This window comes from Exiguobacterium sp. E17S, assembly GCF_057772545.1.
In genome coordinates this window covers 563,730-590,615 of sequence record NZ_JBYLRU010000001.1, presented here as the reverse complement: position 1 = coordinate 590,615, position 26,886 = coordinate 563,730, and the positions used below count along the sequence as shown (strand labels likewise).

Below are 26,886 nucleotides of genomic sequence, written 5' to 3'. Positions count from 1 at the left end.
TCCAGTAGTAGACAAAAAGCTGATTTTCGCCCGTTAGTTGCCTAAAGGACGAGAATCAGCTTCCCGTGGTACCACCTTTGTTCGTCCGCCTGTCACCAGACGAACCTTCACATGTACAATCATACATGCTCTCGATAATGGGAGAACCCATCGTAGCATCATCCATATCGGAATCCGTACGAAGCTCGGAGGCTTTTTTCAGATAGAAACCCGGTCATCCGCTCTCACCATCTCGGACTCGCTTGGCACCGTCAATTTCTTCCTACTCTTCTCGTCATCGCCTTGACTATGTAATTTTGATTAGCATACAGATTCATCCAGTTCATTGTCAATTCTTTTTTGAAAGATAAGGGGATACAAGATAAAACTTTATTTTGAGTTTCGATGGTGAAAATCATCGAATCCGAACAGTGATTGTATCATTCCCACCCTGGGAGTGGGCGTGGTGGTTCCTCAACGAAGGCACGATATCCATCAAAGCTCAGTCCTTGACGTTGCGGATTGTGATTACGAATCAACGGGTCACCTGTCTCGTCCTCGTTCTGCCAAAACCGATGTTCCGTTTGAAAGACCATGATTGACGAATACTGGAATCGCTCTGCCATTAGATATTCCCGAACCGATTGCATTACTTTATCAAAGCGCGAATCCGAGTCGTAGCTACTGCCAAGACGTTCTTTTTCTTGTTTCCCTTCAAAAATCTTAACCGAGAAATACGCATCCCGCTTCGCAATCGGATACTCGATTTCAACGCGAACCGAGTCGACGAAGCGAATCGGTCGAGGTTTGCTCACTTCCTCTTCAGAATTGTGATTCTCTACATAATAAGCATCTGTTGCAATCGAGAAGTCCTTGAACTCCCAGAACATATCGCCTTGCGCAATGATCGCATACTCGAGGAACGTGCCGAAGTTCTGTCCGATCGGGTCAGTCTCCTCTGTCGACAACTCATGAAACATCCAGTGCATATACGGTGTCTCATCCGTCTTCACATCTTCCGTCTGAATCAAGACATATCCTTCGTTCATTTCGCCAATCATCAAGAAGTGATCATAGTCTTCATGGATCAGGTCGTCCTCTTTAGCCTGGATTGTCATTTCAATGACTTTTTCAAGTGGATAGAGTTCGATACCAAGACCTTGGATCATGAACAACTCCACTCCGTCATGTAAACGAAGGAATGTCTTATATTCACTTGGTAACGTTAGCTTGAACTGTTTTTCAAATGACTGAATCGCCTGTTCCGTCACCGGATCATTCAAATTGAATTGAGCGACTCCTGTATCGTATCGCCGCTGAATGAAGGTCGACCCGTGATTGATTTTTTGTGATAAGACGTCAAGTACCGCTTCGATTTGGTTCATTTCTTTCATGGGTCCCATCCTTTTCATTTTCGTATTCGTGAATGATACGACTTCACCCTATACACCATACCATTTTTTCAATTATTTGGTGTATTCCATCCTACTCGTTCTGTGGTATTCTCGTTCTAATATCATTTTAAAAAATTGCATTCGAAGAGGTGACCCATGTCTAAATCATCATCGATGTTGCTCATATTACTTGCTGCGATCTTTTGGGGCACGACGGGGACCTCACAAGCCTTTGCGCCGGAAGATGCACACCCGATTGCAATTGGTGCCGTTCGTCTGGCTGTCGGTGGACTGTTCTTACTCTGTCTCGTTCTCTTCAAAGGAACGCTGACGTTACGCGACTGGCCGTTGCGGACGATTTTACTCGCTGCCGTCAGCATGGCGGCTTACCAACCGCTGTTCTTCTCCGCTGTTTTGATGACCGGTGTCGCCGTCGGTACCGTCGTCGCAATCGGTAGCGCACCGATCTTTTCCGGGTGTATCGAGTGGCTGTTCCTAAAGAAACGTCCAGCGCTGCTGTGGTGGGCATCGACCGGACTATCGATCACCGGCTGTCTGTTGCTATTGAACAATCAAGGAACGGTTGCGATTGATCCAATCGGAATCGTCCTTGCACTCGGTGCCGGACTATCGTTTGCCGGGTACACGTTCGTCAGTCGAAACCTCGTCAAGACACACGCACCGCTGTCAGTCGTTGCCGTCATTTTCACGACGAGCGCTTTACTGTTGTCACCTCTGCTCTTCTTATTCGATCTCTCCTGGTTGTTCACGTCACGTGGTGCCGGAATCAGCCTCCATCTCGGCGTCGTTGCGACCGGAATCGCTTACTGGTTATTCGCGAAAGGACTATCGAACGTACCATCGTCGACTGCCGTCACGCTCTCGCTCGGTGAGCCGCTGACTGCCGCCTTGCTTGGTGTGTTCGTCCTCGGTGAAGAATTAAGTGGTACGGCCTGGTTCGGAATCTCGTTATTGTTACTCGGAATCGCCTTATTGATCGGTTCGTCTCGCCTAGCAGCGCGCCAAACCGTTTTGACAGAAGAACGACAAGCTCGGACTGGAGGCTAAATCATGCAAGAAATCACGCTTGAGAAACTACAATTTCGCGAAGATTATCACATCGGACTCAATCAGTTCTTGATGGATGTCGCAAATGGTAACCGATTGATCTTTCATTTTCGTGGGCATACGGAGGAGACGATGGTCATCGTCGGCGACTACAGCTGTAATTACTTTCAATTGACTTTCGAAGCGGATGCGATTCTGCTTCGTTCACCGGACCTCTATGAACTAAAAGAAGATGTCGAGATCAACCCGATTCCACTTCTGACGCTGACCGATTCAAAGCTACTGACGTTTGCACGTAAAATGATGAATCTCGATCCTACAAAAGACTGGGTCCATTACTGGCTCCGGGCGTTCGAACAGGATTTTCATGTCTTGTCCCCCCGTCCACCGGTCCTGACTGATCTCGGACATAAGCGAAGCGATGCGATGCGATCGTCACCTATTCATTTGATTCGCTCATCGTTGAATGACACAAAAAAGCCCTACCTCGCCAAAGGTAGGGTATTCGCTCATCCCGTCCAACGACTCGCGCCGGACGGTTACTTGGATTATAGATATAAGGATAAGGTTTTTTCAACTGACTGGACGGAATCGACCGGACTGAACCGCTGTACGACACGTCCTTGGCGATCGATTAAAAACTTTGTATAGTTCCATTTGATCTTTGACGACAGTAGACCGGAGCGTTCGCGTTTTAAAAATGTATAAAGCGGATGCTCATTTGGTCCATTGACGTCGATCTTTTGAAACATCGGAAACGTCACGCCATAGTTCAGCTGACAGAACTGCATCGTCTCTTCCTGACTCGCGAACTCCTGCTGATTGAATTGATCGCACGGAAAGCCAAGCACCGTGACTCCTTGCTCGTCATATTTATCGTACAATGCCTGTAGTTCGCCAAGTTGTTTGACAAGCCCACATTTGCTTGCCGTGTTGACGATCACGAGGACACGCCCCGCATAGTCACCTAATGAAACAGTCTCGCCCGCTGCGTTTTGTACGGTTGCATCGTATACGGTTTGCATGTTTCCCAGCTCCTTTGCCCCGAGTATAAGACAAAACGCGCACCCTGTCGTTTTCAGGCATGCGCGTAATGCTTTACCAGATCGTCTCTTCTTTGTCGCTCAGTTTGATGACGAACGGTAGGATCAAGACGAACAAGAGACTGACGTATCCGAGCGATAAGTAATGTTGCGAGTCTTTTGAAATGTATTGCTTCACGCCGCAGTTCGGACACGCTTTGCCATGTTTCGCAAATCCGACAGCGAGCACTTCTTTCGTTTTGAACTTATATTGGCAATTCGTACAACGTACCATCTGACCATCTCCTTCTTCCATATCTACTGGTGGATTCAGGAAAAAGTTTCATGAAAATAAAAGTAACCGACATCTTACCTCATCGATTCTTCCCGGTCGCTCAACCGGATTAGAAACGGCAAGAACAGGACGAACAAGAGACTGATATTCCCGAGTGATAGATAAAATTGTGACTTCCGGGACATGTATTGTTTCACGCCACAGTTCGGACACGTCTTGCCTTTCCCATGTATCACAACACTGACAGCGAGCACTTCTTTTGTGCTGAACTTATACTGACAATTCGTACAGCGTGCCATGACATCATCTCCTTTTCTGTTATCTACTTATAGAGTTTGGAAAAGGTTCCGTCGAGTGGATGGGTTGTAAACGCATCTTCAAAAATTCATAGCTTCCACCATTCGTCGCCTGTTGGAACCGTTCGACGGGAAGGAAGCCACTTTTCGTATACAAGCGAATCGCCCGCTCGTTGAATGTCGCGACAGCTAATTCAATTTGTTTAGGTGCATATCGGTCCATGATGAACGCAAGACCGGCTTCTAAAAATGACACTCCATTTCCTCGGCCCGTCAAGTCTGGTCGCATGCCAAGCCCGACGTCAACGACGTCTACGTTTGGTTCAAATACATAATAACCAATCAATTCTTCCCCATCCAACACAGCAAAATAATGTTCCGTCCGCTTTGCTGGATCGAGAAATTCTGCTAAATCTTCTTCGTCGTTCGGCATATCATAAAATGCAAACGCCCCGTCATATTGCCACTCGTAGGCAATCTGTTCCGCCTGTCGTTGCGTCAGCGGTGAAAATGTATAGCTCATCAGGATTCAGCTCCTCTTGGATTCCTCAACGAGATCGATTCTTTCGGTAGTCTAACAGTAGCGGCAATACATTTAATCCGATCGAGATGAACGTCAATACCCACAGTGCCCGCTCCATGCCCGGTACGACGTCTTGTAACGCTGCCCAGTCCTCTCGCGCCACGAACTCCGCGACGAGTCGGTATTCGGCGCACAAAGTCAATACCGTAAAACTCAGTCCGAGCACCATCAGAAAACGATAGTCCTTACCAATCAAATAAAAGATGATATTCAGTGCCGTAAATCCAATCGCCAGTAAACCCAGTATGATCCACATCGTATCGTCCCCTCTCGCCTCTCTTTTTTACTATATTTGGAATCCATTACTCGGTATATCCGCCTAGAGTTGGATTTTCTGTCCGCTCAGCGAAATAACACTCGAGCAGCCGATGATGGAGTAACGTTTCGACCAAACGGACGGTTTCGAGCGTCGCCGCAAAATCAACCTGTTCAAAATCCGTATGCTCGTGCAAATAACTGACGGATAGATTAACGGACGGAATAGCTCGTAGCGCGACCTTTCACCTCCTTTTAGATTGGTACACATAACTATCCAAGCGAGCATGTAGCAGACGAGCGAGATTGGGGTATGACCACAGGTATGCTACACGGATGAGACGGGGAACTCTTCTCGCCAGGATAATTACGGGTACCAAAAAACGCCCTGTCCGTTTCAGGGCGTTTCGTTTAATCGTTTATGATAGTAGATTTATCGTAGAACAACGCAACCAGAGCCGCTCCCGCTTCATTCCACGTACCTAGCATAGTACCGATACGTCAAGGAATCGTATCAACACTGTATCAAAAGAGTATTAAAAGTGTATCAACATTCTAGAGCATAAATATCGATTAATTTATTATCTTTCTTTAGTATATTCTTTTAAATACCAATTCGTTTGATTCTTATTATCTTACAAAGTAAAAACGTTATTAAGTCTCTTCTCTTTTGATTAATATCGATTCCGTTAGAATTAACATATGTCTTATATATAGACTTTCAATTTCAGTAAAACAATCAAATATATATATATATCCGTTAACTAATTCTGATCTCAGACTTTCAATACTTTCATTATCATAATTTTTATCACCTATAAATGGATGCTCAATCGATATCATTAATGCTTGAATATCCTTAATAAGCGTACTAATTTTCTGATCATATTCAGTATTATCTTTAATAAATATTTGATATGACTGTATACCAATACACAATGATTCAATTGTGTGAAAAGTTGTTTCATTAAGATTTAGACTTGGATTAGTGATTCTTTCAAATTCACCACTTAAAATAGGTTTCACTATTTTTGTTAGTTCATTATGAAAAGAATCAGTTAATATAGTAAAGTTGCTTTTTAAATCTAATATTTTTTGATATAGTACATCATTTTTATCGATGATTAGACTAGAATATATTCGCTGTCTTTCAAATTCATCGTTTTTAGATGCCGCCATCACAATTTGATCAGTCTGACTTTGGATTTGTATAGTAGTCGCAATTATTGCACCTGCGATTCCTAGAATAGCCCCTAAGTACCCTCCCCAAAAGCTCATCCATGACTCTGCTTTTTGAGTTCCTATGTCCATCCAAGAGCGTTCCATTAAATAAGAAACTACCAATGGAACTAATAATATTATTATTGCAGCTATAAAAAAAATAGTCTGTTATTAGTTTTTCTTTTCAATTAATCGTTTCTCCTCTTAAAAAAATATTTATTTAATTAATTTCATTGTGTACTTTTCTGAAATAAAAGCATTTTTCTTTTTGTAAGCAATCGTATACCATCCATTTTTTAAAGCCTTCACAGTGATAATCTTTCCAGCTTTTAATATGCCGACGATTTTTCCATTTGTTGATGCTTGTGATCGGACATTTAATGAATTAGTTACTTTAACTTTGAATTCTTTGAATACAACTACTTTTTTAGTGTAAACAGATGAGATGTATGCTGCTTTTCCTTTATGAATGATTTTATACCAACCGTATGCTGAACTTTTTATCGTCACCTTAGTTCCTTTATTCAATGTACCAACAATTTTACTTTTAACAGAGGCACCGGACCGTACATTCAATGAACTGGTCGTTTCGACTACAAATTCATTAAATACTTGATTTACGTTCACTTTATCAATCCAGCGATTTTTTCCTTTGTAAATAAATGAATAACGATTCGATTTTAGCGATTGAACTTCGATTTTAGTTTTATCTGGCAACTCAGCGATTTTCTTGCTTCCTTTTGCACTACCATCCCAAATAATCGCTTTTTTATTCGTAATTCCTTTGAATGGTTTAAACGATTCAACATTTTTTTTCGTTTCATTTACTGTATGGATTGTAAGATGCGCAGATACATACTTGGTACTTTGTGCTAGTGTAATTTCTTTAACTTGACCATTTTTTACTTGACCAGTGTATGCTCCTGTCACACGAAAAACTTTAGCTGTTGGAGAGTAATAGCCGTAAATTTCTTCTTTGCATTCTCCAGAAGCATTTGCAAAGTTATCAATAGTATTTTTGCTCGCATAAATCGTCATACTACAATTAGTTACATAGTCATTCGTGTTCAATGCCGATACTGATTTCAACGGAAAAATTGATGATACTGTAAGTATTGCTAAACCAAACTTTAACATTCTAAGTTTCATCATTTCTTTAATTAACTTTTTAATCATGATTGCCTCCTATACACCTTTTAGTTATTTTCCAACATCAACCTAATTATTATCGGTATAATTCTAAAAATTGTTAAATATCTTTTAGATATTCTTATTTGATATTTGTATTTCCTTTCATAAAAGTAGGTAGAACTATTTTAATTCTGGTCTATATATAAAAAAACCTACTCAAATCTTAAGCAGGTTTTTCATAGTCCTATTTATAGACAGCCCAGGTGAAGCACGTCTCTTTCGCGCCATCTTTTTCGTAGTAGACCCTGACCATATCGTCAGTAACCGATCAAGATGCGTTCCAAGTTCGTATCTGTATTGGCATCGACTGTAGCATGACAGTGTCGTTTCAACTCATCGTTGTTCCGAATATGATAATCGTGTAGCTTTTTATACTATTTCCTAAATTGGTAAAATGAAGGGAATGTATAATTCAGGAGGCGATTCTATGTGGTTCATGGACTGGTTAACAGGTGGTAAGGACAAGAAGGAAATCGAACGATTGACGAAAGAACTTGAATTGATTCAGCTCACGAAAGAAGAGTTGAAGTACCTTGACGTCAAACGCGAGTTAGAGCTATCCGGGAGCAATATACAGAAGAACAGCAACTACTCGAAGCAGATACGATCAAGCAACGTGCTCAACTTGAGAAAGAGTTAAGGAAGGAACGGGATGCCTTCGACCATCAAGTCCGAGCGTAAGGACGTCGACAAGGATATCAAAAAGAAACAGAACGCCATCCTTGTGGAAACGAAGAAGAGCCAGGACGAAGTGGCTGCCAATGCAGAACGTCTTTTTGAGTTGAAGCAATTGATTGGGGAATACGAAGATAAGTATCTCATGCAACAGCATGGATTATACGAACCAACATACGAGTTCGATACGTCCTCTGCCTATAAGAACATGCTGGATCGGATCCGTTCTGAACAGAAGGACATGATCCGTAGTAGAACGGCCACGAATCATTCCGAACAATACATTGTCGACAACGACAAAAAGAAAGGGAAAGAATTCGTCCTCGATACAATTAAACTCTCTCTTCGAGCATTCAATAATGAATGTGATGTCATCATCGCAAACGTCAAGCCGACTAACATCGAAAAATCGGCTGAGAAAATCAATAAGGCATTCGACCAAATCAACTCCCTGACTGATATGCAAAAGATTTCTATTCGGAAAGAATATTTACGTCTGAAACTTCGCGAACTGCATCTTAAACACGAATTCGAAATGAAGAAACAGGCTGAGAAAGAAGAACAACAAGAGATCAAGGAGCGTATGCGCGAAGAAGCACGCGTCCTCAAAGAGATCGAGAACGCACGTAAGAAAGTTGAAAAGGAAGAGTTGCACTTCAGAAGTGCCGTCACTACCGTACGTGCCAAGCTAGAAGAAGCCGACGATCCCGAGAAACAAGCACTCCTCTCAAAACTGGCTGAACTAGAAGCGAAGTTGGCTGAAGTAGAATCGATCAAAGACGATATCGAAAATCGTGAGAAGAATACTCGTGCTGGATACGTATACGTTATCTCGAATATCGGTTCATTCGGTGAGCATGTCTACAAGATTGGGATGACGAGACGCCTTGAACCACTTGATCGAATTCGCGAGCTCGATAGCGCATCGGTTCCATTCACGTTCGACATCCATGCGATGGTCTTCTCTGAAGATGCTCCGACCCTCGAAAACAAGTTACATCATCGTTTCGCAACGGAACGCGTCAACCAAGTGAATCTGCGCAAAGAGTTCTTCAAAGTTGAAATTGAACAGATTGCGAAAGTTATCAAGGAAGAGTTCGATGAGACACTTGAAATCACTTTGGCTGCACAAGCCGAAGATTACTACCGTACATTGCAAATGCGAGAAGCTGCTGTCAGTGCTACTTAACTTTAAATCTAACAACAAAAGGACATCGCTGGTAGCGACGTCCTTTTGTTTATCCTTAAATCCCCTCAGAAACAATTGCTTAATTTACATTTATTTTTTTAATATCGGAACATCTTGAGAACTCAATTCAGGTTGTTCATATTTTATTAAAACGTGCTGACTGGAATATTCATCTTTAATGAAATCATTAATTGTCTTTCGTTCAATAGTGGCAGATATTTTACTAGGTACATAAAATTTCAACTTATTATCCTTTATTGTTTTTATAACATCCCTAGAAATTCTTCCTGCAATAGTTTCATCCACTTCTATTTCTTTATCTTCGGCTTCAACATCCTCAATTCTGAAACGATTTCTTTGCATGCTGACCATCGTTAAATTTCCCGTGATTGAAAAGGTTTCAGTCGTTTCACTGCTTTGTTCTTCTAAGATTTTCTCTAATATTTCAATATTCTTGTATACATCCTCTTTAAATGACACATTTTTTATTACTTCATCTTGTTCATCTTTCGCCTCAATTTTAAAAGTATATTTTTTATCAGATATCGTTTTTAAAAACGTCTTAACGTTTTTTATCGTCTCTATTGAATAGGTTTCGTCAATAAAGATTTGATCATTTATATTTTGTGTAGTTCCATTTGATACATCGTCAATCAAATGCATAAATTCAATAATCGCCTCTTCAGACTTATTAAATATATCTACACTGTTAGGATCAATCATAAGTGAGACTCCGAATGAAGATGCTTCTAGTGCAACTAAATTTAAGTGTATTGACTGATTCGGTGCAGGATCTAAAGTCTCATCGTTACTATGCGCTACTAGACTATCCAGTGAATTTTGAAGTTTCCCCATTATATTGTTGAAGTAATCTAGTTCAATATCATGTTTGTTTGCTCGATCTTTTAAAATTAACTTAAATGATTTCAAATGAGCTATATCATCTGTAATCTTTTCTAAAGGGCGTTCTTGCAAATAATCGTAATCCACAAAATAATTTTCTTGAGGAAACGATTCTGGGTCAAAATTATCACTCGTGATTAGTTCAGAATATAACTCATTATCGAGATTTTCTTCATGAATGTTAAAATACAAATGATGTAACCGATTGGCAGATTTTAATTTATTTAAAAAGTCTAGAACACCGACTCTATTATTGACTAAGTTTTTGTACTCTTTTTTCGTGATCCTTGCTGTTAACCACTTATCCATTCCATCTTCGAGTTCTTCGATGTAATGGTTCAAATAGATATCATCTTGAGAGTTTTGTGCAACATAAAACATAGGGAAGTCATAATACTCGAAAATAACTATTGGATTCAAATCACTGAATTCTTTGTAATTAGATATCATTTTTTCGATTCCTCCTTTCTCGTGAATTCTTCAAAAAGATTTATTCCACTGAATACCCATAAATTAAGATGAAAATTACTTATTGAATGAACTCCTTGGTGTTCGTGAATGTCACCCTTCACTACGCCTGCTTTTCTAAATCTTTTATTTTTGCTTCGCTCCTCGATTACTTTTTCGGGAGTTGTAAAAAATGATATTGCTATTGCTGAACACTTGTTAGACTCTGGTCCATACCGTTTGTTTCTTGTGATATGATTATCAAAATCTACAGCATTAGGAACATCCTTTTCTAAAAATCTGAATACATCTTTTACATTCTCGCTTTTTGCAGCAGCCGGAGGACATTGATCAGGCATTGCTTCTTCATTTATGTATTTCATAAGTATTCCCCACCTTTTCTAACATATCAATCCCCCCATCGGCTTATAATGATAAAAAATTAATAGAAATCTGAAATAAAATACTTTTTTTACAAATTAATACCAAAAGTACAAACACATGGTCTTATTTTACATATATAATATTTGATATAGAACTTATTGAAACTACTAAGAATTAGAAATCAGAGGAATATGTATCCTAGCGATTTGAATTAGCCTACTGTATAGTAAAATTGACTCTGCTAATTAAAAATACTGAATACCTATAGAAACGGGTATGATAAGAGCACCCTCTCCGGTGCTTTTTTTGCACGTTATTAATCGAACGTATGTTCTAAAACAAAAAGAACTGGGGGCCATGACGATGGCAAATATCAAGAAGAACGCAAAAACAGGACTCTGGTGGGTCCGCCTCTCACTCGGTACCGACGAGTGCGGGAAACTAATCCAAGCCTACTACTCGAACAAACGGAAACAGGAGGTCGAGTTCTGGATCTCGGAACAAGTCGCTGCACGACGGGACGGTTCCATCCGAAAGATCATCAAGACACGCACGATGGAAGAGCTCTTCGTAGTCTGGATGGAGGATCATGTCCGACTGACGAAGGCGACGACGACCTATCACTCCTACCAATCGATTCTCAACCGCATCCCGAAGTGGTTCATGCAGCTGAAGGTCGACCGAGTCGAACCGACGCATGCCCAACGGCTCCTCGCCGACTGACACCGGGAAGGCTTGAAAGCATCGACGATCAATTCACGACGTGCCATCTTCGTCGGCATGTTCAGCTGGGCGATACGGATGAACAATTACAAGGGAGCGAACCCCTTCTCTGCCGTCGCGAAGCTGAACGAAGGACTGAAAGAGATGGACACGTACGCCGTCGAGGAGCTGGCGACGTATCTGCGGACGGCACGTGATGTGATGACGACCGGGAACTATGCTGCCGTCATGTTGATCAGTTATGCCGGACTGCGCGCCCGGGAAGCGACAGCGCTCCGGTGGTCGGACGTCGACTTCGATCGGATGGTCATCATGGTCAAACGGACGGCGATCGAGGTCAAGGGCGGCTATTCCTTCTCCAACACGAAAGGCAAGAAGGTCCGGGTCGTGACGATCTCGGCGTATGTCGCGGAAGAACTACGACGGATCCGAGTCGAACAACGGTATGACAGTATGCGGGTGGGTTGGCAGAACGACGAGGACTTGATCTGTCTCGGTGTGTCCGGAGCCTGCCTCTGGCACTCGGGTTTACGGAGACGGCATATCGAGACGATCAAAGCCGCCGAACTCCCGAAGATCACCCTGCACGGACTACGCCATACGCATGCCTCGCTCCTGATGGAGATGGGCGTCCATGCCAAGGTCATCCAGGAACGACTTGGTCATGCCGATGCGACGTTGACGATGGATACGTACGCTCACGTATTGCACACTTTGCAATCCGATACAGCGACGCAATTCGAACAGCTTTTGAAACGCAAAAAAACCGCTCAACAGAGCGGTTCGTGAGGAAATTTCCGATTTTCACACCAAGTGTGCAATGGAATTTCTGTAAGTGCTAGAAATGGCTTAAGCCTGCGGACGTTTCCGGCGCAAACCATAGTATTGATAAAATTGAACTTCGATATTCCCGTTATAGAGCTTCCGGCGCTTCGTCGCTGGGCGACCGTACGCTTTTTCGAACTCAACATACGACGTGATCATGTAGACACTGTAGTATGGGAATTCTTTATACGCTGTTCCGATTTTGCGGTAGAGCTGATGAACTTCACGTGCGTCCTCGAGACGCTCCCCGTACGGCGGGTTCCCGATGATGACACCGAAGTCTTCCTTCGGTTTGAAGTCTGCAGCGTCGCGTTGCATGACGTTGATCGCATCGCGAACGTCTGCGAGTTCTGCGTTTGTTTTCGCGAGCTTGACCATCTCTGGATCGACATCACTTGCGTAGATCTTCAGTGGTTTGTCCCACTCCGCTTTTTCGTTCGCTTCGTTGATCGCATCGAACCACGCCTTCTTCGGAATGCATTTCCATTCCTGTGAGACGAACTCGCGGTTGATCCCTGGTGCGATATTACGCCCGATCATCGCTGCTTCGATCGCAAGCGTACCTGAACCGGTGAAGACGTCGTAGAGCGGCATATCCGGCTTCCAGTTCGTCAGCATCAGCATCGCTGCTGCCATCGTCTCTTTGAGTGGAGCGGCCGAGTGGAACTCACGGTAGCCGCGTTTGTGTAAAGCGTCGCCAGACGTATCGATCGTTAATGTTGCGATGTCTTTTAACAAAGCAACTTCGATCGGATAGCTCGCGCCTGTCTTCGGTAACCATTCCGTTCCTTTGTTGTACTGTTCTTGCATGTGCGAGACGATCGCTTTCTCGGTGATCTTCTGGCAGTCACGGATCGAGAAGAGCTTCGACTTGACCGAACGACCGTTGACGATGAAGTTTGCATCCCACGGCATCAATTCGTGCCACGGTAGTGCCTTAACTTGATCGAACAATTTTTCGAATGTCGTCGCGCGGAACTCAGCGACGACCAGTTTGATCCGGTCCGCTGTCCGAAGCCACATGTTCAAACGAGGAATGTCCTCCATCTCACAATCGATGTAGACCTTTCCGTCCTCGACCGTACATTCATATCCTAACGCACGGACTTCTTTTGCGACGAGCGCTTCGATTCCCATCGCCGCTGTCGCGATGACTAAGCGTTTTGCCATATCGCGTTCACTCCTTTATTGTTTCTTCCACTGAATCGTTTCATTGCAATAAAAAAAGAGCCCAGGGTGGACCTGGACTCTCGTTCAACTTAAAAATAACAGCCTATGTGGTCCTGTAAGCCATGTTCTGTTCCTTAGTGTTCCAAACGGTTTGACCCTCACACGCAGGCGACAATCATCTATCTCCGTATTTGCATACGCTCTCCTTCGCGTTCAGTTCCGCTCCGGAAATTCCCCTACCAAATTTGGGTTTCTCGCTCGTGGGGTTTACCTCGTTCCACCTTCATGGTTTCCCATGAAGCTCCGTCACTGTGGCACCTTCAAGAAGTTTCGGCCATATCCGAAGACTTAGGCGTTCCTTCTGCCGTCAGCTTGACGCTGCCTACACTTATCTTTTTGTGTAGCACGATCACTACAGCCATCGCAGGCTGTGCGAGCATGGACTTTCCTCAAAGCACCGAAATGCCCCGCGATTGTCCGAACCAACATAGTCACTGCTTATGAGTGTAGCGTAGATGCCGCTTTCCTGCAAGAGGCAATTCTCCTTTTATAAACGAAAAAGTTGCGTCCCTGCCTCATTTCACGGTATAGTACAAGAGTTCAGAAGGGGGCATGTAGCATGAAAAAACGACGCTCTGGTACGAACCGGCGAACGGTTCGCAAGTTGACATTCCTGATCGAGATCGATGAGATCAAGGCACTTCATCTGCGAAACGGCATCTTCGCCTTCTATCGTCAAGGAGAGCTCATCCACGCGTTCGAGCCGTTCAACGTCAAGGCGCCCGATGCACTCTCAAAACGTAGCTATCATTTCGATCAACACGATATCTTGCTTATGAATGAACGTTTCCCTGAGCAAATCCCGTTGTATGATAATGCGATGACGTTACGCTCTTGGGCCGACCAGGTCGCTTATGGTTTATACCAATTGATTGATTCCAGTCGCCTGTCGTTCGTCCATGAGGATGACTCAGGATATAAGATGGAAGCGATGATCAAGTGGACTGGAGAGGCATTGACGCCTCCGACGCCCGTCTATAAAAAAGGAAAAGACCCGAAGTAACCTTCAGGTCTCGTACGGCGCTTCTCACTCGGTGGGAGGCGCTTTTTTTATTTCACGGTCAGGAGTCGTTCGACGGTCCGCGTATGGCGTCCGCCGGTCGTCGTAAAGACAAGCTTATAGGATCCCTTGTCTTTCAACTTATACGTAAACTTATGCGTCCCGTTCGTTAAATTCGATTGCGTGAACGTCTTGACGACCTTCCCGTCCTTATAGAGACGTGTCGTCGTCTTCGCACTCGCATACTCATCGAAATAGAATGAAAACAGCTGATTCGGCTTGACCGTTGACGGCAACGAGATCTTCGAGATCGGTGCTGGTAACGTCGCCAAGATTCCAGCGTTCAAGCGACCCGTTCCGTAATGCGACTTCGTATCGCCTGATTTTTTCGTCGCTGCCGCATATAACTTACTGCGCATCGTCGTGTTCGAGACGAACGGATTCTTCGATTTTGCGAGTGCCAGTACACCGCTGACGACTGGTGTCGCCATCGACGTTCCGTCCAAGTAGCCGTATTTATTCCCGACGATCGTCGAGTAAACCCCTTCACCCGGCGCCATGATGTTGAGTCCTTTGCCGTAGTTCGAGAACGTCGAGGCACGACCGAGCGTCCCGACTGATCCGACGGCAACGACTTGACTCATTGAGCCTGGGAAAAGAACTTTCCCCTTCCCGTCGTTCCCGGCTGCGCCGACGACGAGGATGTTTTTCGCTTCTGCTTTTTTGATCGCAGACTCCATATACGGATCGTATTCATATTGTCCGAGCGACAGATTGATGACATCTGCCCCTTGCTCGATGGCATACAAAATACCGTCGCCGATATCGATCGACCCGGCATATTCTCCGTCAAAGACGTCCGCCCCAATCAGTTTGACACCAGAAGCGACACCGACGATTCCTTGACCGTCTTCACGCGCCCCGACGATCCCCGCGACATGTGTCCCGTGATCATCTGGTTTGCGAATCCCGGAAATCGTCGTCGTTTTATAGATGACATCCTTGAACTCACGGTGTTTCGTATCGATCGCGTCATCAATGATTGCAACACGAACGTCCGATTTCCCGCGGCTGTACTTCCAGTAAGCCGGAATCCGTGACTGATCGAGGTACGTTTGCTGGAACTGGGCAGAATCCGTCGCTTTTTTGACGTCCGTGATCGGAATCAAATCAGCGTCGATATCCTCTTCCTCGAGATGTGCAAGTGGCTCGACGAGAGAGAATCCTTTTTGTTTCAGGGCACGAATCTCGGTCAGCCCCTGATTCGCCAACCATTCTTGTTTTTGTTGTTCTGTAAAAGTTGGGTCGTATTGTACGTATTGAGACTGCGCGAAAGCAGACGTTGGCATGGCGACGATTGTCGCTAGCGTGAGTAGTGCAAGTTGCTTTTTCATGGGAACCCTGCCCTTCTCTGTTTACGCGCCGACCGAAGAATCGTCTGGACTAAAGCGGAACCGTACCGTCCGGTTCTTCGCTGACTTCAAAAGGAATGATCTTTCCGATCGTCACGTAAGCATAATAGCGTGCAAGGACCGCACGCCAACGCGTTGCATCGATACCCGTCAAATCTTCACCTAACGGGGAACCGTCGAACGTCTCGAACTGTTGGCAAAAGAATGCTTCTTCTTCTTCATGCCACGTTACTTCTTCGCCGATGAACCCGGTCGAAAAGCGGACGAAGTCCGCAATCGAGGGTCCAATCACTTCTGCCGGCAAGCGTTCGCTCATCCGTCCGACCAGTTCATACCGGTCACGTTGTGCTTGTTCCGCTTCTTCAATCGAATGACACAGCAGCACTTCACGATTTATTTCTACTAACACGACATAGTCACCACTCGGTAAATTGACGTGAATCATCCCTACACCCCTTGGATTGGATTCGTGCGGCTTCTAGGTGTCATTTTTTCTTCGATAATTTATAATGTCCATTTTCGATCAAATGTTAATTCAATCGGCTCGTTATCTTTCGACTTTAACATAACGACCCGTGTCGTTTCAATTTGATCGACGAGATCCGCTTGACGAAGAGACTGAATTTCCTTCGATGAACCGGCTTCAATCCGGTCTCTGTACGGGGCAAGCAACTCTTGTTGATTGCTTGCGAGTGCGTACCAGGCAAGACGAGCGAACGGTTCATCCTTTGCTGTCTCGAGCGCGTAGCTCTCAAAGATATCTGGAAGATAACTGCTAAATTGATCAAGCGCGTCGATGCGTTCTGCAACGTCGAGAATCGTTAACCAACTCGGGAGCGACAGCAACGATTCACTTGACCACCAGTCGAGTAAATCAATATGTTCTTTAAGTAATTGCTGCGCTTCTGGACGATCGATCATATGTTGTAGGGTCTGGATGAGTTCGTTCCAGGCAAGTGACCAATATTCCTCTGACGGATTAGCTGAGAGGAAGAATTGACGATAGACCGTCAGTAGTTCCGAAACGTCCGTTAATGGTTCGACTTCCAATCGTTGATTAAAACGACTAACTGCTTTTGTAAAATAACTTGGTTCAAGCGTCAATGCCATATAGAGTAATTTCGGTGCATTTTTAATTTCGCCTTGATCGACCGTCTCGAATAATTCTTGGATCCATTCTGGTTGTGGTTGTGTCATAATCCTTTTCCTCCGTTTAGTAAATTTGTTTACTATACCCGAAAAAAGATTAGTTGAATCATGCCCGACCTAAATTGCTCCGATTCGTTGGGCGGTTTCCTCCGAACATAAGACGATCAGCGTACCGTTTTTCGGAATCGGTTCATCGAGACGTTGGTTCAAATCCAGTCGCTTCCCGTCGGATAGAATCGTCACCCCTTCTTCCAGCAAGGCGTGAAACGCATCGCGGTATGTCGCCCATTCCGGTCGTGTCGGAATCGAGAACATCCCTTCACCATCCTTCGTCAATAAGTTCGTCACGACCTTCGTCACACCAGGATGATGGGACGCAAGGATCGCCATCCGGGCAATCGTCTCGTCACCGAGCAATACCTCATCGACCTTGACCTGTTCAAAGCTATCGAGGTGTTCTTCAAGCATCATCTCGACGATCGTGTAGATGTTCGGGTTCGCCCGTTCGATGCTTGAAGCGATCAACAGTGTTCGTCCGTCAGCATGGACCGGCGGAATCGAGTGATCCGCAAGGACGATCGCGCGGACCGCTTTTTCGATGTGCGCTCGCTCGAGCGTCGACGTCAGCGCCGGATCACCACAGACGTAATGAAACCGGGGATGACTGAATGGCTCTCGCTCTAGGTCGTCGACGAGGACGACATCCGTATGTTCGAGCAATGACTCGATGACGTGCTTCGAACGTCGACTGTAACCGAAGACGACCGTATGTCCTGTTTCCTTCACTTGTAACAACCCTCTTTCCTTTTGATTACGAATCAACTGGACACCGTCGACCAGTTTTGAGATCAATCCACCGACGATCCCGATCCCGAAGATGAACACGAAGATCGTCAGAATCCGACCGGTATCCGAATTCGGGAAGAAGTCACCGTATCCGACTGTGACGACGGTCGTCATCGTCCAGTAGACGGCGCGGAAGTAGGACCCGAACGTCTCCGGCTCAAGCGCGTACATGATACCCGCGACACCGAAGACGAAAATTAAGGACGCATACCCGAGCGTCCGCATCCGTAGAAACGAGACTTTTCGTAAAAAACGTAACCAGACCATGTTTTTTTCATTCCTTTCGAACAATCCGGTCTCTTCCCCTGTCAATAAGGGCGAAGGAGGTGATACACATGACACAAGCAGAAGAGATCAAGACGAGTCTCGTCATCGTCTTCGAGCGTAAGGACAAGGTGACAGCAAACGGTGATGCCGTCGTCGCTCGCCGCCGCTACAACGGCTTACGTTCAAATCTTCCAGCAGACGTCGTCGCTTCGATCGGGCAATCGATTGGCAGCTTACTCGACGGACGCTACGCGCTGACGGAAATCAGCCGTGACTACGCTTTACTGAAGGCATAACCCATCCTCTACATTTCATGAAAGGAGTGACCATTGATGGAACATACGATCGTCCTGACGTTCGATACGGTGACGAAAAAACCGTATCGCTTACGGATCGCTGGTGCGAAGGAGAATGCGACCGTGGCTGAGATTAAAGCAATCGGTGACTTGTTCGTCGCTCATGACCCGTTCATGAACGGCGTCACACGTCTCGCGTCCGCCGAATTGCAAAATAGTTCGGAATCGGCATTCGTCTTGTAAGCTTTTTCAGTCCATCGTCACGGGATTACGTGACGATGGCTTTTTTTTGGTATACTAGAAACATCAACCAGCTGAAAGGAAGTCAATTTATGGCCAAACGCCCACTCACTCCTCGCGAATGCGAACTCGTCGTCTGTAGTCTCTACGTAATGGAACTCATCCCGTTCGAAGGCATCATGGAACGTCTCGAATCCATTACGCTCCGAGACATCATCGGCCCCGTCGCACGTGGTGAATCGACGCGGGAGCAAGCTGCTGACGCGCTTGACCAGTACATCAAGGTCCGACGTCGCCGGTTCCGCAACGTCCCACCGGAACATCTGTGGTCGCTTGACGACCGGATTGAACAAGAAGCACTGCGGATGATCCGCAAGCGTTCACCGCTCTCGGCAGGAGAAAAGCTCCAGCCGAAAGCCATTCCTCATGAAATGGGGGATACGGTCGAGATGAAAGTGACCGAAATTCAGGATCGCAACAACAAAGTGACCTTGATCGGAAAAGTCGGTAACGTCACGGCGAAGCTCCCGGTCGCGAACCGTCAAGCCTATAAAGGCAATAAGACGGTCTCCGCCTGGATCACGGGTGTCGAGAAAAAACCTGCCTTACTTCATCTGTCGACATCCGACTACGGCAAACATCAGCCGTCAGAAGACGTCAAGGCAGCGTATGCGACTGCCGTCGCTGCGTTACGTCGCTATTTCGAGACGAACGAGCTCCCGACGACCGAAGAAGTCGATCTCGCAAAATCACTGTTCCAACGGATGATCCGTCGCGATCAGAACGATTGGTTCACGGTATACGTCGCGATGGGTCGCCCGCAACTCGATCACGTCCGGCGCTGGGTCAAGGTCATTCAGATGCTCGCTCGCTCCCTACGTGGGGACGAAGAAGCGACCCAACAACTCGCTTCACAGGAAGATCGCTTCTTCAAGGATGCTTTATTGCGCGCCTGTAAAGCGGCAGAGAAAAACTTCACGTCTTGATGCTTTCGCCTTAGGACACAACGATTCCTAGTCAAAACGAAAAAAAGAACGCTTCGCACCGGACAACTTTTTTCGGTACGAAGCGTTTTTTTAGGCAGACTGACGCGAGACAAGCTTGTAACAACCCCAGCCGAACAAGAGAATCGTCGTGATGCTACTGGCGATGACGACTACTGGTAAAATAATCGGTTGCCCAAACACCGGTATAGCAAGGTAATCCCTAAACAATACGAACACCATCAATGACTGCCCTTGTGTCAGTAGGAGAAGTGAGCGAATCGTTTCGCTCGCCATGATGCCTCCAAAGAACTTTTCCAGCATGAACGGACCAATCAACCAAATCGATGCGAGTATCAGAACAGCAAGGACATGCCGAACGAGTAACGAGAAAAACGTGAACGTTATGACTAACGAGACAGCGACCAGCCACTGCATCAAGATAGCGAGCAGATACAGTTGCCCGAATGTCAACGGGTATGGAGAATCATGATAGTTAAACTGAATCGGTAACTCCCAGCCGCTCGACTGACGGAAAAATAAGAGCCACTGCACGATGTTATAAACGAGGATGATGCCAGTGACGAGCAGGATCGAGAGTGTTACTTTTGCCGTCAGGACGTCTTTGCGACCATGCTTTGAGCTATAGAGCAACTGCAACATCCCGGTCTGCGCTTCGCGCGAGTAACTCGTCGCGGTCACTAACGTCAAGACAATCGCAAGTAACGCAAATCCACCAATACCGAGAAATACGATGAATTGATCAAGTGTCTGGTAGTTGCCAACGCGTTGATAATCGATCTTCGCAAGCAACGACGCTTCTTGTTCGAGTTTTCGTTTTTTTATGTCAGATGTAGTAGAGCGCGCTTGTTGACGCAATTTGTCGACACGTTGCGATTGTGACTGATGCCGTCCATTCGCCTTCAGAACCTGCAAATATATCCCGTATTCGTCCTGTTCTGCTTTCGTAATCCCATCCTTTATTACACGCTTTTTTCCTTCTCTTGCCTGTTCTACGAAGTCCTTCGTCAATTTTCCTTCGAACGGTGCATTCGTTCGTTCCGTCCCAGGTAAGCCCATCCGACTAAACGAAAAAATCAGACCGACGATAAACACAAAGCAAAGGAGAACCCAGACCATCTTTTGTTGTTTTATCTTTTGCCATTCCACCTTCAATAACTCGCGTCTCATGCCAGCTCCCTCCTTTTGACAGATCGCATCATGAATACGTAAAGGGTGACGATCAATACAATCCAAACGAGCATCACAATCATTGGTAAAACGAACGGTAGATCTGTCTGGAACAGTTCACGCGTCAGCACGCCACGGCTTGGGAAAAAGAAGATCAGTACTTGTACGAACTCTGGGAAGAACACGTCCGGAATGACGTAACCATACGTCAATGGTAAACCGATCAAAACCATTACGTAAATGAAGGCGTGACTATACTGTTTCGCGAATAACGAGGCACATAAAATAGCTGTTGCTAGCGTCAAAAAGGCGAGTTCCTGATAAATGAACGTACACAGTACATATCCACCAATCGATAATGGATACGGTGCTGCAGCAAGTCCGTCCATCGCTTGCATCGATGCCGACCAATCGATCGGTCCGAGTTGAGATCGGACGACTAAGATCGTCGCAAGATACGTCAACACGTGGATGATTGTCACGTATGTAGCGGCAGCCATCCATTTCGCACGCAATAAGACGTGTCGTCCATTGCGCGACGTCAACTGGTATTGCTCGACTCCGGTCATGCGTTCACGTGTATAACTGATCGTCACGAGCAGGAGTCCGATCAACGGGAACAGGAGTCCGGATTGATTGACGAACGTCGCTACGATTTCCGCCGGATCGTGATAGCGAATCGATGATACGTCGATACGATTGACGAGTCTCTGCTCTAATGTATCGCTTTCTAAAACGTCGAGGCGTTGTTGCCGTTGAATTTGAGCTTCTTCCATATGTAAGATTTGGGCATAGATTTCATTCTTGTACAAGATGTCGTCTTCTTCTATTCTTGTTTCTGGATCATTGATAATGTTGCTATCCGCCTTAATCATCTGAAATACCTGTTTCGTCGCTGGTCCTTCGAAGGAAGAATAGCGGGACTTGACGACATGATCAATGGGTTCCACTAATGTCGGAAAGAAAAAGAGTCCCATCCCGATCAACAGCAACCAGACTGTCAGCGATTTATATAATTTGTAGGATTCAAATCGGAACATCGACATCAAGCGCCACGCATCCGTTCATCTAGGTGATAAAGATATAAATCTTCTAGTTGCGGCTCTTCCTGAATCGCATCTGGATGCGGTCGATCAGATGAGATGATCCGGACGCGGTTTTTACCAGACCGTGTTTGTTGAATGGCACCGATTTGATACATTTCCTGTAAGACAAGTAATGTCTCGTCTGATACATCGACGGACCAAATCGAAGTCGCGATTTCATCAAGCAAGGTATAGGGATTGGCTTGGCGGATGATCTTCCCTTGCTGCATCAGGATGATTTCCTTTGCGATCGACCCGACATCTGAGACGATGTGAGTCGACAGTAAGACGATTCGTTTTCGCGCGATCGTCGCGATAACGTTGCGAAAATGAATTCGTTCTTTTGGATCAAGTCCCGCTGTTGGTTCATCGATGATCAGAAAGTCCGGATCGTTTAACAATAGTTGTGCGATGCCGACGCGGCGCTTCATTCCTCCTGAGAAGCGCCGCAGTTTTTGGTCTTTCTGTTCCAATAAATTCACATCCATCAGGGCTTGTTCGACACGAGATACTATGGCGGATTTAGGAACGCCCTTGACCGTTGCCAAATACGTTAGAAATTGCTTTGCCGTAAAATCACCATAAATCGGTGTCTCTTGCGGTAAATACCCGATTCGTTCGCGGTACGTCTCTTCTAGCGGTGAGACGACGTGACCGTCGACTCGAATCATCCCTTGCGATGGACGTAACAGTCCAGCAAGAATCTTCATCAACGTCGTCTTCCCTGCTCCATTTTCACCAAACAAGGCATACACTCCGGCTTCCAGCGTCAACGTGATCTCCTGCAACGCTTGTTTGCGATTTGGATAGATTTTCGATAACTGATCGATTTCTAGTTTCATATCATTCTGTCCTTTCAAAAAGACGTCATCCGGTTTCGGTATGACGTCTTTTTTTCATTGAATCGCAAAATCATAGATTTGCGTTCCTTTTTTATGATTCGCATCTTTGATTTCGCCTTGATACATCAGTTGCTCATTCTTCAGATCGATCACGGACACTTGGAATCCATCGTTCGTCTCTGATGAAAGATAGAGCTGCATTTCGTCCTTCGAATCCAACCAATCAATCTTTTTCAAAACGAGCGGACTGCTTACGCTACGCTCGGATAATCGTTTCGTTTCCAAGTCGAACATCGACCATTCGATTCGTTTTGCCTCCTCCTCCGGCAGGCGGAAGCCGATTAAATAACGACCGTTCGCATAGGGGGTATAACCGATTTGTTGCTGATTTAACTCCTTGATGGACCGAACGCTCTTCCCGTCATCGAGGAAATAAGATAGTTTGATGTTCTCTTCATCGCTGTCAGCCGGTTGTTCCGTGTAGACGACTTCATTTTGATGAATCGCTAAAAATTGACGAGCGTTTTTATGCGCTACTGGTTTTTGAAGAACGATCTCTTCGACCCGGTCGCTTGTTAAATCGAGCACAAGTAGTTTTGTTTCCTTTGGCTGATCGACTCGATCGAGTTGGATATAAACCTTCATCGCCTGTTTATCGACGACACTGGCTTGTAAGTCCCTCCCTGTCTCAAGTTTTGTATCATACTGAAATGTTTTCTCGAACATCTCCTCCGTCTTAAACGTAAACATCTTAAATTGCAGTTTATTGTGTTTGATCTGAATCGCATACTCCGATTGTTCATCCCCGCTGACATTCGTTTCCATTTGAGTCGTAAATTTATAATATTTGTCTGGTAAGTCCGTTATTTTATTTTCACGGAAAAGTTGCCCGACGTAAGAGTTTGATTGTTTTTCGATGTCTCCCTTGGCATTGACATCATAAATCGTTGAACGCATGCCTTTCGTCTGAAGACGTAAATTAAAATCTTCGATTTGTGAAGGTTTTCCACTGACGGTCTCGAGCGACAAGTCTGCGCCTTGGATCGACAGCGTATAGCCGATGTAGCTACCGATTGTCATGAGAATGATCAATCCATAGATCAAAAGTTGACGATATCGTTTCATGAGATTTCTCCTTTAGACGGATAGGCGCGTCTGGACTAACCGAAGATTTTTGTATGACACATATAACGTTAAGAGCACGACGTATCCGAAATAAAATTGCATATGCAGCTGACTCAGGTTGCTCGAAATAGCTGACAATACTACGCCTAAAACGATATAACCGCCAATCAGCGCAACCCCGTGTAATCCTACGATCAAGAATGCTTTTCCTCTTCGAAACGACCGCTCCAGTAATACTGTCATGAAGACGAACGAGATGACGATGAATGTCATCAGTAAAATAAATAAAATGTCAGTTGGGTACATCGTATAGAACAACTTCATGTAGAAGGAGTATTCGTTGATGCTGGCTGTAACTTGTTGAGCATCTGGCAATAGCCATAAGTAAAGATTGCGACTAAGCAACAATAAGACCCACTGAATCCCAATCAGACTAGTGACGACGAGAAGAACGGTCGTCAGTTTTGATGCAATAATCGCCCGGCGTGAACCAGGTAACAATAGCAATCTGTAGATGTATTTCGTCTCGCCCAACCAGTCGCGATACCAAATCCAAAACGCAAACAAGAGGATCATCCCCATCGCTAATACAATGATAGAATCGTAAAAATCCGTTGCCTGTGCGAAGGTCAACGCACCACCTGCTCGTGCAATCGCATCCATTTCTGATATCTGCTCAATCCGCATCGTTTTCTCGATCGTGCTTTGATAATCGTAAATCTGATAGAGCAGTGACGCGATTTCCGCGACGATCAAGCCTGAAATCAACAACACCAATAGTTTTGTACTTCGTTTCAGTTCTTCATTCGTTAATAACAACCAGCGTTTCATCCTTGATATACCTCCCGCATCCGGTCTTGGACCGATTGATGATGACGACCGCGCAGTTCATCCGTCTCTTTGACTTCGACGATCTGTCCGTCCCGTAAGAACAACACTCGGTCAATCACTTGCTCGACTTCAGCGATTTCGTGCGTCGTCATCAGGATGCTCCGTCCTTCCATGAACTCACTTGAGAAAATCCAGGCAATCTGTTCCTTCATGAAAAGATCGATTCCTGCGAGCGGTTCGTCGAGTAATATGTATGGTCGATCGAGGGCGAATCCTAAGACGAGATTGAACTTCGCTTTGTTCCCTTTTGATAAATTCGCCATTTTATCCGTCGTAAACAGTTGGAACGTCTGCAGCAGCCGTTCCGCTGTCTCTGGATTCCAGTCTGGATAATGATCTGCCATATACGCGAGCGCCTGACCAATCGTCATATAGCTCGGCATCGTCTGGAGATCAGGCACGAATGCGATCTGGTCGCGCGACGTTTTGCCGTCGACCGTCACCGTCCCGGCATCCACCGGAATCAGACCGAGAATCGCTTTTAAGATCGTTGACTTTCCTTCCCCGTTCAAGCCAATCAGACATGTCACTTCGTTTAGACCGACAGAGAACGTTACGTCACGTAAGACGTGCTTTTTTCGTCCGTATCGCTTTTGTAACCCCTTCACTTCAAGCACTAGACTTTCCCTCCTTCATTATCACCATTGTATTAAGACAATAGTACATCTGTTAACTGTATGGTACATGCCATACAGTCTAGCGTCAACCTGTTTTTTCCTGAATATATCCAGAAAATGAAAAAGAGTCGGACTACTACGTCCGACTCTCAGAATTTAGACAACCTCTTATTTCGACATTGGAGCGACCCTGCAATGAAGTGAAGCGGCGCGATGCTTATCCCAGGAAAACGATTCGAGATGAACAAAAAAGTGCACGTTATCCTCACGACGTCTGATTCTTTCGATTTGTTGATCAAAAAAGAGAGGACGCCCTGATGGACGCCCCCTCTGAACACGTGACTGGTGTTTCAATAAATATCAATCGTTGACTCCAGTGCCCGACATGTCCGACGCACGGTCGGTAAGAAGTCGGTTCGTTTTGCGACACCGCCTTCAATCTGGACATGCTGAATGCCTTTTGTCCGCTGCATCGCTGTTAAGACGGTGACCAGCTCGATGAACCAATTCGAAATCAGTTCGACGACCTGTTCGTCAAAAGCGGCAGCGCCATACACATCATACCCGTTCTCGCAGAGATGGTTCGGGAAGCGGGCTTTGAACCGATGAATCAAAGTGTCCGTCGTCGGAATCAAAAATTCGTCGTAGACAACACGTTGCTCGGCATCAAGCGTTTGTTCTGTCACACCATCCATCATCAAATGTGGCTGATTGCCGATATTCAATGTCCAACTCGTCTTCTTTCGCTCGCCAGTGGAAGTGATCGTTCGCATGGTTTCATCCATCTCCTTTTGATGTGTAAGCGTTTACCTTCTCATTCTACCTGTCATTTGACCTGTTCTGCAACCGTCAACTTGACCAATTTAAACGATGACTTCGCTTGACATTCAGTCTACCAAATTCAACGCTTTTTGACGATGTCAGGAATTAACATCGTCCTTGTAAACGTAGACGGCAACGAGATCAATTAAGACATGGATGATGATCAATGGCCAGAGTGTCTCGAGCGCTAGATATAAGTAACCGAATCCTGCACCAATCAGCCCCGTGACGAGGATCGCGAACCACCCTTGATAGCGATGGCAACCCCGAACAAAATCGCCCCGATCCAGACGAAACTGACGTCAGAAAACGGTAAAAATAATCCGAGCGTATGGAAGAGAAACCCACGATAGATCAACTCTTCCGTCACCCCTGCCATCAGCGCGACCATTTGGAATCCGGTCCGCTCCTCTTTTGTTCGCGGCAGAATCAGTCGTTCC

33 protein-coding genes, 1 other RNA gene and 1 pseudogene are annotated in these 26,886 nt (G+C 45.4%); 10 read left to right on the top strand and 25 right to left on the bottom strand.

The annotated features are described in order from the left end of the window. Positions 1–419: 419 nt before the first annotated feature. Positions 420–1,373, bottom strand: a complete 954-nt coding sequence (locus AC3B4V_RS03050) for an SMI1/KNR4 family protein (RefSeq protein WP_488377709.1) — start codon at positions 1,371–1,373, stop codon at positions 420–422. A gap of 156 nt (positions 1,374–1,529) precedes the next feature. Between AC3B4V_RS03050 and AC3B4V_RS03045 the strand changes: the two genes are divergently transcribed. Together AC3B4V_RS03045 and AC3B4V_RS03040 are read left to right on the top strand one after the other, a co-directional pair. Continuing rightward, complete coding sequence (locus AC3B4V_RS03045) at positions 1,530–2,441, top strand: EamA family transporter (protein WP_488377708.1); 912 nt, start codon at positions 1,530–1,532, stop codon at positions 2,439–2,441. A gap of 3 nt (positions 2,442–2,444) precedes the next feature. Beyond that, on the top strand, positions 2,445–3,092 hold the full coding sequence (locus AC3B4V_RS03040; RefSeq protein WP_488377707.1) for a hypothetical protein: 648 nt from the start codon (positions 2,445–2,447) through the stop codon (positions 3,090–3,092). Here the strand turns inward: AC3B4V_RS03040 and AC3B4V_RS03035 are convergent. The 8 genes from AC3B4V_RS03035 to AC3B4V_RS03000 form a co-directional block, all read right to left on the bottom strand. Continuing rightward, the gene (locus AC3B4V_RS03035) at positions 2,990–3,466 is read right to left on the bottom strand and encodes a glutathione peroxidase (protein WP_058265298.1); all 477 of its coding nucleotides are present in this window, start codon (positions 3,464–3,466) and stop codon (positions 2,990–2,992) included. The two genes, AC3B4V_RS03040 and AC3B4V_RS03035, sit on opposite strands and share 103 nt — an antisense overlap. A gap of 73 nt (positions 3,467–3,539) precedes the next feature. Beyond that, on the bottom strand, positions 3,540–3,758 hold the full coding sequence (locus AC3B4V_RS03030) for a hypothetical protein (RefSeq protein WP_029341406.1): 219 nt from the start codon (positions 3,756–3,758) through the stop codon (positions 3,540–3,542). Between the two features lie 74 nt (positions 3,759–3,832). Next, positions 3,833–4,057 (bottom strand): hypothetical protein, encoded by a 225-nt coding sequence (locus AC3B4V_RS03025; protein WP_214769523.1) that lies wholly within the window; start codon positions 4,055–4,057, stop codon positions 3,833–3,835. A gap of 19 nt (positions 4,058–4,076) precedes the next feature. Continuing rightward, positions 4,077–4,577 carry a GNAT family N-acetyltransferase gene (locus AC3B4V_RS03020; protein ID WP_488377706.1) on the bottom strand — a complete coding sequence of 167 codons (501 nt, stop codon included), beginning with the start codon at positions 4,575–4,577 and terminating at the stop codon, positions 4,077–4,079. Positions 4,578–4,602: 25 nt separating this feature from the next. After that, the gene (locus AC3B4V_RS03015; RefSeq protein ID WP_488377705.1) at positions 4,603–4,893 is read right to left on the bottom strand and encodes a hypothetical protein; all 291 of its coding nucleotides are present in this window, start codon (positions 4,891–4,893) and stop codon (positions 4,603–4,605) included. Positions 4,894–4,939: 46 nt separating this feature from the next. Next, positions 4,940–5,089, bottom strand: coding sequence for a hypothetical protein (locus AC3B4V_RS03010; RefSeq protein WP_488377704.1), 150 nt, complete (start codon positions 5,087–5,089; stop codon positions 4,940–4,942). Positions 5,090–5,546: 457 nt separating this feature from the next. After that, the gene (locus AC3B4V_RS03005; protein ID WP_488377703.1) at positions 5,547–6,218 is read right to left on the bottom strand and encodes a hypothetical protein; all 672 of its coding nucleotides are present in this window, start codon (positions 6,216–6,218) and stop codon (positions 5,547–5,549) included. A 111-nt stretch (positions 6,219–6,329) separates the two neighbouring features. Continuing rightward, entirely contained in the window at positions 6,330–7,289 is a 960-nt protein-coding gene (locus tag AC3B4V_RS03000; protein ID WP_488377702.1) for an SH3 domain-containing protein, read from the bottom strand. 442 nt (positions 7,290–7,731) lie between these two features. On the opposite strand from AC3B4V_RS03000, the gene AC3B4V_RS02995 reads away from it, so the two are divergent. Together AC3B4V_RS02995 and AC3B4V_RS02990 are read left to right on the top strand one after the other, a co-directional pair. Then, on the top strand, positions 7,732–7,944 hold the full coding sequence (locus AC3B4V_RS02995; RefSeq protein WP_488377701.1) for a hypothetical protein: 213 nt from the start codon (positions 7,732–7,734) through the stop codon (positions 7,942–7,944). A 12-nt stretch (positions 7,945–7,956) separates the two neighbouring features. Then, a complete protein-coding gene (locus tag AC3B4V_RS02990; protein ID WP_488377700.1) occupies positions 7,957–9,168 on the top strand; it encodes an SNIPE associated domain-containing protein in 1,212 nt (403 codons plus the stop codon). 90 nt (positions 9,169–9,258) lie between these two features. Here AC3B4V_RS02990 and AC3B4V_RS02985 read toward each other — a convergent pair whose 3' ends face one another. Then, a complete protein-coding gene (locus tag AC3B4V_RS02985; RefSeq protein ID WP_488377699.1) occupies positions 9,259–10,521 on the bottom strand; it encodes a hypothetical protein in 1,263 nt (420 codons plus the stop codon). Then, on the bottom strand, positions 10,518–10,901 hold the full coding sequence (locus tag AC3B4V_RS02980; protein WP_488377698.1) for a hypothetical protein: 384 nt from the start codon (positions 10,899–10,901) through the stop codon (positions 10,518–10,520). Before AC3B4V_RS02980 ends, AC3B4V_RS02985 begins: the two co-directional genes overlap by 4 nt. Before the next feature lie 364 nt (positions 10,902–11,265). Between AC3B4V_RS02980 and AC3B4V_RS02975 the strand changes: the two genes are divergently transcribed. Next, a complete protein-coding gene (locus tag AC3B4V_RS02975) occupies positions 11,266–11,625 on the top strand; it encodes a hypothetical protein (protein WP_488377697.1) in 360 nt (119 codons plus the stop codon). 12 nt (positions 11,626–11,637) lie between these two features. After that, on the top strand, positions 11,638–12,414 hold the full coding sequence (locus AC3B4V_RS02970) for a tyrosine-type recombinase/integrase (protein ID WP_488377696.1): 777 nt from the start codon (positions 11,638–11,640) through the stop codon (positions 12,412–12,414). 60 nt (positions 12,415–12,474) lie between these two features. Here the strand turns inward: AC3B4V_RS02970 and AC3B4V_RS02965 are convergent, their stop codons facing one another. Together AC3B4V_RS02965 and rnpB are read right to left on the bottom strand one after the other, a co-directional pair. Then, the gene (locus tag AC3B4V_RS02965; protein ID WP_029341397.1) at positions 12,475–13,620 is read right to left on the bottom strand and encodes a THUMP domain-containing class I SAM-dependent RNA methyltransferase; all 1,146 of its coding nucleotides are present in this window, start codon (positions 13,618–13,620) and stop codon (positions 12,475–12,477) included. Between the two features lie 111 nt (positions 13,621–13,731). Beyond that, an RNA gene (gene rnpB, locus AC3B4V_RS02960) (RNase P RNA component class B) lies at positions 13,732–14,105 on the bottom strand. Positions 14,106–14,239: 134 nt separating this feature from the next. On the opposite strand from rnpB, the gene AC3B4V_RS02955 reads away from it, so the two are divergent. Further along, a complete protein-coding gene (locus AC3B4V_RS02955) occupies positions 14,240–14,683 on the top strand; it encodes a hypothetical protein (protein WP_488377695.1) in 444 nt (147 codons plus the stop codon). 47 nt (positions 14,684–14,730) lie between these two features. Here the strand turns inward: AC3B4V_RS02955 and AC3B4V_RS02950 are convergent, their stop codons facing one another. From AC3B4V_RS02950 to AC3B4V_RS02935, 4 genes are all read right to left on the bottom strand, one after another. Then, the gene (locus AC3B4V_RS02950) at positions 14,731–16,074 is read right to left on the bottom strand and encodes a S8 family peptidase (RefSeq protein WP_215147959.1); all 1,344 of its coding nucleotides are present in this window, start codon (positions 16,072–16,074) and stop codon (positions 14,731–14,733) included. Between the two features lie 49 nt (positions 16,075–16,123). Next, positions 16,124–16,537, bottom strand: a complete 414-nt coding sequence (locus AC3B4V_RS02945; protein WP_023467922.1) for a hypothetical protein — start codon at positions 16,535–16,537, stop codon at positions 16,124–16,126. A gap of 59 nt (positions 16,538–16,596) precedes the next feature. After that, positions 16,597–17,289: a hypothetical protein gene (locus AC3B4V_RS02940; RefSeq protein ID WP_488377694.1), complete on the bottom strand. Its 693-nt coding sequence runs from the start codon at positions 17,287–17,289 to the stop codon at positions 16,597–16,599. A 69-nt stretch (positions 17,290–17,358) separates the two neighbouring features. After that, positions 17,359–18,354, bottom strand: coding sequence for a potassium channel family protein (locus tag AC3B4V_RS02935; RefSeq protein ID WP_231681707.1), 996 nt, complete (start codon positions 18,352–18,354; stop codon positions 17,359–17,361). 68 nt (positions 18,355–18,422) lie between these two features. On the opposite strand from AC3B4V_RS02935, the gene AC3B4V_RS02930 reads away from it, so the two are divergent. From AC3B4V_RS02930 to AC3B4V_RS02920, 3 genes are all read left to right on the top strand, one after another. Further along, on the top strand, positions 18,423–18,650 hold the full coding sequence (locus tag AC3B4V_RS02930) for a DUF1659 domain-containing protein (RefSeq protein ID WP_023467919.1): 228 nt from the start codon (positions 18,423–18,425) through the stop codon (positions 18,648–18,650). Positions 18,651–18,686: 36 nt separating this feature from the next. Continuing rightward, on the top strand, positions 18,687–18,893 hold the full coding sequence (locus AC3B4V_RS02925) for a DUF2922 family protein (protein WP_029341392.1): 207 nt from the start codon (positions 18,687–18,689) through the stop codon (positions 18,891–18,893). Between the two features lie 89 nt (positions 18,894–18,982). Further along, positions 18,983–19,876: a hypothetical protein gene (locus AC3B4V_RS02920; protein ID WP_488377693.1), complete on the top strand. Its 894-nt coding sequence runs from the start codon at positions 18,983–18,985 to the stop codon at positions 19,874–19,876. Between the two features lie 90 nt (positions 19,877–19,966). Here the strand turns inward: AC3B4V_RS02920 and AC3B4V_RS02915 are convergent, their stop codons facing one another. From AC3B4V_RS02915 to AC3B4V_RS02880, 8 genes and pseudogenes are all read right to left on the bottom strand, one after another. Further along, positions 19,967–21,064, bottom strand: coding sequence for an ABC transporter permease subunit (locus tag AC3B4V_RS02915; RefSeq protein WP_488377692.1), 1,098 nt, complete (start codon positions 21,062–21,064; stop codon positions 19,967–19,969). Continuing rightward, the gene (locus AC3B4V_RS02910; protein ID WP_488377691.1) at positions 21,061–22,104 is read right to left on the bottom strand and encodes a hypothetical protein; all 1,044 of its coding nucleotides are present in this window, start codon (positions 22,102–22,104) and stop codon (positions 21,061–21,063) included. Before AC3B4V_RS02910 ends, AC3B4V_RS02915 begins: the two co-directional genes overlap by 4 nt. A gap of 5 nt (positions 22,105–22,109) precedes the next feature. Then, the gene (locus AC3B4V_RS02905) at positions 22,110–22,991 is read right to left on the bottom strand and encodes an ATP-binding cassette domain-containing protein (RefSeq protein ID WP_406748054.1); all 882 of its coding nucleotides are present in this window, start codon (positions 22,989–22,991) and stop codon (positions 22,110–22,112) included. 54 nt (positions 22,992–23,045) lie between these two features. Next, a complete protein-coding gene (locus AC3B4V_RS02900; protein ID WP_488377690.1) occupies positions 23,046–24,116 on the bottom strand; it encodes a hypothetical protein in 1,071 nt (356 codons plus the stop codon). Positions 24,117–24,128: 12 nt separating this feature from the next. Continuing rightward, entirely contained in the window at positions 24,129–24,947 is an 819-nt protein-coding gene (locus tag AC3B4V_RS02895; RefSeq protein WP_406748056.1) for a hypothetical protein, read from the bottom strand. Next, positions 24,944–25,624, bottom strand: coding sequence for an ABC transporter ATP-binding protein (locus tag AC3B4V_RS02890; protein ID WP_294742157.1), 681 nt, complete (start codon positions 25,622–25,624; stop codon positions 24,944–24,946). The genes AC3B4V_RS02895 and AC3B4V_RS02890 overlap by 4 nt, the downstream gene beginning before the upstream one ends. A 350-nt stretch (positions 25,625–25,974) precedes the next feature. Further along, positions 25,975–26,397 carry a hypothetical protein gene (locus AC3B4V_RS02885; protein WP_050677057.1) on the bottom strand — a complete coding sequence of 141 codons (423 nt, stop codon included), beginning with the start codon at positions 26,395–26,397 and terminating at the stop codon, positions 25,975–25,977. Between the two features lie 147 nt (positions 26,398–26,544). Next, positions 26,545–26,825 (bottom strand): annotated as a pseudogene (locus AC3B4V_RS02880) (CPBP family intramembrane glutamic endopeptidase). Between the last annotated feature and the right edge of the window lie 61 nt (positions 26,826–26,886).

Excerpts from the sequence above, each read along its gene's own strand:
- AC3B4V_RS03050 (WP_488377709.1), bottom strand. The coding sequence starts at position 1,373 with ATGAAAGAAATGAACCAAATCGAAGCGGTACTTGACGTCTTATCACAA.
- AC3B4V_RS03045 (WP_488377708.1), top strand. The coding sequence starts at position 1,530 with ATGTCTAAATCATCATCGATGTTGCTCATATTACTTGCTGCGATCTTT.
- AC3B4V_RS03040 (WP_488377707.1), top strand. The coding sequence starts at position 2,445 with ATGCAAGAAATCACGCTTGAGAAACTACAATTTCGCGAAGATTATCAC.
- AC3B4V_RS03035 (WP_058265298.1), bottom strand. The coding sequence starts at position 3,466 with ATGCAAACCGTATACGATGCAACCGTACAAAACGCAGCGGGCGAGACT.
- AC3B4V_RS03030 (WP_029341406.1), bottom strand. The coding sequence starts at position 3,758 with ATGGTACGTTGTACGAATTGCCAATATAAGTTCAAAACGAAAGAAGTG.
- AC3B4V_RS03025 (WP_214769523.1), bottom strand. The coding sequence starts at position 4,057 with ATGGCACGCTGTACGAATTGTCAGTATAAGTTCAGCACAAAAGAAGTG.
- AC3B4V_RS03020 (WP_488377706.1), bottom strand. The coding sequence starts at position 4,577 with ATGAGCTATACATTTTCACCGCTGACGCAACGACAGGCGGAACAGATT.
- AC3B4V_RS03015 (WP_488377705.1), bottom strand. The coding sequence starts at position 4,893 with ATGTGGATCATACTGGGTTTACTGGCGATTGGATTTACGGCACTGAAT.
- AC3B4V_RS03005 (WP_488377703.1), bottom strand. The coding sequence starts at position 6,218 with ATGGAACGCTCTTGGATGGACATAGGAACTCAAAAAGCAGAGTCATGG.
- AC3B4V_RS03000 (WP_488377702.1), bottom strand. The coding sequence starts at position 7,289 with ATGATTAAAAAGTTAATTAAAGAAATGATGAAACTTAGAATGTTAAAG.
- AC3B4V_RS02995 (WP_488377701.1), top strand. The coding sequence starts at position 7,732 with ATGTGGTTCATGGACTGGTTAACAGGTGGTAAGGACAAGAAGGAAATC.
- AC3B4V_RS02990 (WP_488377700.1), top strand. The coding sequence starts at position 7,957 with ATGCCTTCGACCATCAAGTCCGAGCGTAAGGACGTCGACAAGGATATC.
- AC3B4V_RS02985 (WP_488377699.1), bottom strand. The coding sequence starts at position 10,521 with ATGATATCTAATTACAAAGAATTCAGTGATTTGAATCCAATAGTTATT.
- AC3B4V_RS02980 (WP_488377698.1), bottom strand. The coding sequence starts at position 10,901 with ATGAAATACATAAATGAAGAAGCAATGCCTGATCAATGTCCTCCGGCT.
- AC3B4V_RS02975 (WP_488377697.1), top strand. The coding sequence starts at position 11,266 with ATGGCAAATATCAAGAAGAACGCAAAAACAGGACTCTGGTGGGTCCGC.
- AC3B4V_RS02965 (WP_029341397.1), bottom strand. The coding sequence starts at position 13,620 with ATGGCAAAACGCTTAGTCATCGCGACAGCGGCGATGGGAATCGAAGCG.
- AC3B4V_RS02955 (WP_488377695.1), top strand. The coding sequence starts at position 14,240 with ATGAAAAAACGACGCTCTGGTACGAACCGGCGAACGGTTCGCAAGTTG.
- AC3B4V_RS02950 (WP_215147959.1), bottom strand. The coding sequence starts at position 16,074 with ATGAAAAAGCAACTTGCACTACTCACGCTAGCGACAATCGTCGCCATG.
- AC3B4V_RS02945 (WP_023467922.1), bottom strand. The coding sequence starts at position 16,537 with ATGATTCACGTCAATTTACCGAGTGGTGACTATGTCGTGTTAGTAGAA.
- AC3B4V_RS02940 (WP_488377694.1), bottom strand. The coding sequence starts at position 17,289 with ATGACACAACCACAACCAGAATGGATCCAAGAATTATTCGAGACGGTC.
- AC3B4V_RS02935 (WP_231681707.1), bottom strand. The coding sequence starts at position 18,354 with ATGGTCTGGTTACGTTTTTTACGAAAAGTCTCGTTTCTACGGATGCGG.
- AC3B4V_RS02930 (WP_023467919.1), top strand. The coding sequence starts at position 18,423 with ATGACACAAGCAGAAGAGATCAAGACGAGTCTCGTCATCGTCTTCGAG.
- AC3B4V_RS02925 (WP_029341392.1), top strand. The coding sequence starts at position 18,687 with ATGGAACATACGATCGTCCTGACGTTCGATACGGTGACGAAAAAACCG.
- AC3B4V_RS02920 (WP_488377693.1), top strand. The coding sequence starts at position 18,983 with ATGGCCAAACGCCCACTCACTCCTCGCGAATGCGAACTCGTCGTCTGT.
- AC3B4V_RS02915 (WP_488377692.1), bottom strand. The coding sequence starts at position 21,064 with ATGAGACGCGAGTTATTGAAGGTGGAATGGCAAAAGATAAAACAACAA.
- AC3B4V_RS02910 (WP_488377691.1), bottom strand. The coding sequence starts at position 22,104 with ATGTTCCGATTTGAATCCTACAAATTATATAAATCGCTGACAGTCTGG.
- AC3B4V_RS02905 (WP_406748054.1), bottom strand. The coding sequence starts at position 22,991 with ATGAAACTAGAAATCGATCAGTTATCGAAAATCTATCCAAATCGCAAA.
- AC3B4V_RS02900 (WP_488377690.1), bottom strand. The coding sequence starts at position 24,116 with ATGAAACGATATCGTCAACTTTTGATCTATGGATTGATCATTCTCATG.
- AC3B4V_RS02895 (WP_406748056.1), bottom strand. The coding sequence starts at position 24,947 with ATGAAACGCTGGTTGTTATTAACGAATGAAGAACTGAAACGAAGTACA.
- AC3B4V_RS02885 (WP_050677057.1), bottom strand. The coding sequence starts at position 26,397 with ATGCGAACGATCACTTCCACTGGCGAGCGAAAGAAGACGAGTTGGACA.